Here is a 2,933-nt window from a genome sequence, read left to right on the forward strand (position 1 = left end):
TCGTAACGGTTAGATACTTGCCTGCAAATGGTATCGTTAGCCTTAACTTCATAACCACGKCTCAATAATTCATCTTTAATGTGATAAAATTTATCGGTGCTTTTAGTGGTTTGGCTATATAGGGTAAATTTAGCAGGCAATTCTACATTATCCAGCTCGGCCAGATCCTGAAAAACAATTGCCTTACCATCTGTTTGACCTTGTAATCCGATTACCTCGGCGTGCCCGTGCTTACCAAAAATAAGTACTTGCTCATCGTCATCATGTGAATTTTTAATCCTATTCTGTAATTTCAGCACAACAGGACATGAAGCATCTATTAAAGTCAGGTTATTTTCTAAAGCCAGTTGATAGGTTGATGGCGCCTCACCATGAGCCCTGATTAAAACCTTTTCGTCCCTTAAGTTTTTTAATACTTCGTGATCGATGATTTTTAATCCACGATTGGTTAAACGCTCTACTTCTTCATCATTATGCACAATATCGCCAAGGCAATATAAATAACCTTCATTATCCAGAATATCTTCGGCCATTTCTATGGCATATACTACGCCAAAGCAAAAGCCTGATGATTTATCGATGTTAACCTGTAAGTTGTAACCCATTGCGATACAAAATTAAGCAAAAATATTTGTTCCGGTTGTCATGTATAAGACAACAAAAAAGATTAGCTGTGAAACGAACATTACAGTACCAATATGTTTCTGTTGCTTTAAGCCCAAAGCATAATAAAACTTTAACAATATTACAGAAACAATAAACCACGCTACATAATTCTGAACAGGGATTTCATGCCAGTCCCACTGCCAGTAGTTAAATTTCATGGCCACAGGTTCCAAAAAGAAATCGAAACCTACCAGTATAAAAGCGCCGAGAACAGAAGCCAGAATACTATGCCTGATTTTCATACTTTTCATCATTTGTCCAACACTGAAAATAAGGATTACCCAATTTACACCCATTAGTAATGGAACCGCAGCAACTTTGTAGCCCAATGTATCGCCGTAATAATAGCTGCCAAATATCTTTCCGGTATGCACGCCCAGTACCTCGACTAAAAAGCCACAGAGAAATACACCCGAAACCAGTAATAATAAACGTTTCACATCGGCATTGTACGAAAAAACAATTACGGCAAACATCAGCAACAAATGAAAGGGAACCAGTTTGATAAAATAAGGCTGGGCAGCAGGAATTAAGAAGCCAAGCAAGCCAACCATATGAAAAACGACAATTATTGCAACTGCAATCCTTTTAACCTTTAAATCGTTTTGATCGTTCTGCCCTTCCATGTGCTCGTTTTAAAAATATGTTTTTTTATAGAAATGAATGAAATTATTAAGAAGAACAACATCTGTAAGGGATGTAAAATCAGATTTATCAAAACATTTTGTCCCGATAAATAGGAGATCATCATTCTACTTAATACTATTAAAGTTAATGGTAATACAAGTAAAGCAATATTAAAGTTTAAGATTAAAATTACTGGCCCTACAGTTACCAAAAGCTGGTAAAGTAATAATATTATGATGTTATTACCAAAACCCGCCAGTAAATTTTTACTAAAACCGTTTAAGCTTTCGCCTAAATTTTTGTACATCCTGCAATAGATCAGTCTGTTGGCTAAAAGGGCCTCTGCATTAAATTTTTCTTGTTTTACCAACTTCATAATCTCCACATCTTCCACAACCTGGTGTTTAACCCGCTCATGCCAATGGTTTTCTTTGTAATTATTGGCATTAAAAAACATGCACTGTCCGCTTGCTGCTGAAAATGCTGGATTTTTCGAAAGTTTAACCAATCGCAAAGGCAATAAATTTAGCAGTATAAAATGCATTAAGGGCACTGTTAACCACTCGCCTATCGATTTTATAGTTTGGTTGGTAAAAACACTTAACAAAGCCAGGCCTCCGATTTCCATCCGGTTGATCAGGCTATTGATCAATCCTCTTTTTACTGATTCGTCTGCGTCGATAAACAAAAGATATTTCCCTGTAGCCAATTCGCTAAGCTGGTGGCACGCATAGTTTTTTCCAAGCCAGTTTTGAGGTAACGCTTTCCCGCGTACCACTTTATATTGCGGGTTTGTGAGACAAAATTTTTCGACTACCTCATAAGTATTGTCATCGCTGTTATCATCTAAAACAATAACCTCATAATTGGAGTAATCCTGATTTTTTATCGAAACGAGTAGTTCTAAAATATCTGCTTCTTCATTTCGCGCAGGAATTAGGATCGAAACCTTATCATGATAGTGTTTAACCACTCTCGGCAACTTAGGGTTAGAAAGGAAATTGAAAACAGTAACCGAAAACCGGATCACCAGGAAAATTAAAACGGCGTAAATAAAAATTGTCATTCAATTAGCTGAGTTTGTTTAACAACCGATTGATCGTAATGTTTATTATAGGCACTTTTCAGCAATTGCAAGCTCACATATTCTTCGTTCTCCCAATGCTGCAAATAAGTATAAGCTGAAGGCTTTCTTTCCGCAAAATAATCAATAAAGGTGGCGGCAAAAATAATATTGATTTTTTTCTGACTGGCATTGATCATCTGCATCACTCCTTTTTCGAAACTGATATTTTTGAGGTGGTTCGAATATAATTTGCCCTGGGGAAATACAAGTACCAAATTTGCGGGGTTATCTAACAGTTTGCCTGCATAATTAAGCGTTTCTAAAACATCTTTACCTTTATTTTCGGCCGCAAAAGCACCAAGATACTTTAGAAAACCAACTTTAGTATAGTTTTCGGCATTCACTAAAACATGAAATTGTTTCTTAAATACTTTTTTGTTGATGTAAAAGAGGAAAAAACCATCCCACCAGCTAAAATGATTGGCTAAAATTAGAATAGAAGCGTCTTGTTTGATTTCCACTCCATCGTAATTGAATGCCGCAAAATCTTTTTTGATGATAAACTGGATGTACC

The 2,933-nt window shown here is 36.3% G+C and carries 4 protein-coding genes; all 4 read right to left on the reverse strand.

Annotated features, from left to right (window positions below):
• Positions 1-605, reverse strand: a 605-nt coding sequence (locus tag AC1DPQ_RS23250; protein ID WP_477611018.1) for a 4-hydroxy-3-methylbut-2-enyl diphosphate reductase, incomplete at its 3' end; no start/stop codon positions are given.
• 12 nt (positions 606-617) lie between these two features.
• A complete protein-coding gene (locus AC1DPQ_RS23255) occupies positions 618-1,292 on the reverse strand; it encodes a carotenoid biosynthesis protein (protein ID WP_477585266.1) in 675 nt (224 codons plus the stop codon).
• Positions 1,262-2,359 carry a glycosyltransferase family 2 protein gene (locus tag AC1DPQ_RS23260; protein WP_477585267.1) on the reverse strand — a complete coding sequence of 366 codons (1,098 nt, stop codon included), beginning with the start codon at positions 2,357-2,359 and terminating at the stop codon, positions 1,262-1,264. Before AC1DPQ_RS23260 ends, AC1DPQ_RS23255 begins: the two co-directional genes overlap by 31 nt.
• The coding region (locus AC1DPQ_RS23265) for a 1-acyl-sn-glycerol-3-phosphate acyltransferase (protein WP_477611019.1) at positions 2,356-2,933 on the reverse strand (578 nt) is incomplete at its 5' end. The genes AC1DPQ_RS23265 and AC1DPQ_RS23260, both read right to left, overlap by 4 nt.

The organism is Pedobacter sp. 01T416_2 (assembly GCF_056398925.1).

Excerpts from the sequence above, each read along its gene's own strand:
- AC1DPQ_RS23255 (WP_477585266.1), bottom strand. The coding sequence starts at position 1,292 with ATGGAAGGGCAGAACGATCAAAACGATTTAAAGGTTAAAAGGATTGCA.
- AC1DPQ_RS23260 (WP_477585267.1), bottom strand. The coding sequence starts at position 2,359 with ATGACAATTTTTATTTACGCCGTTTTAATTTTCCTGGTGATCCGGTTT.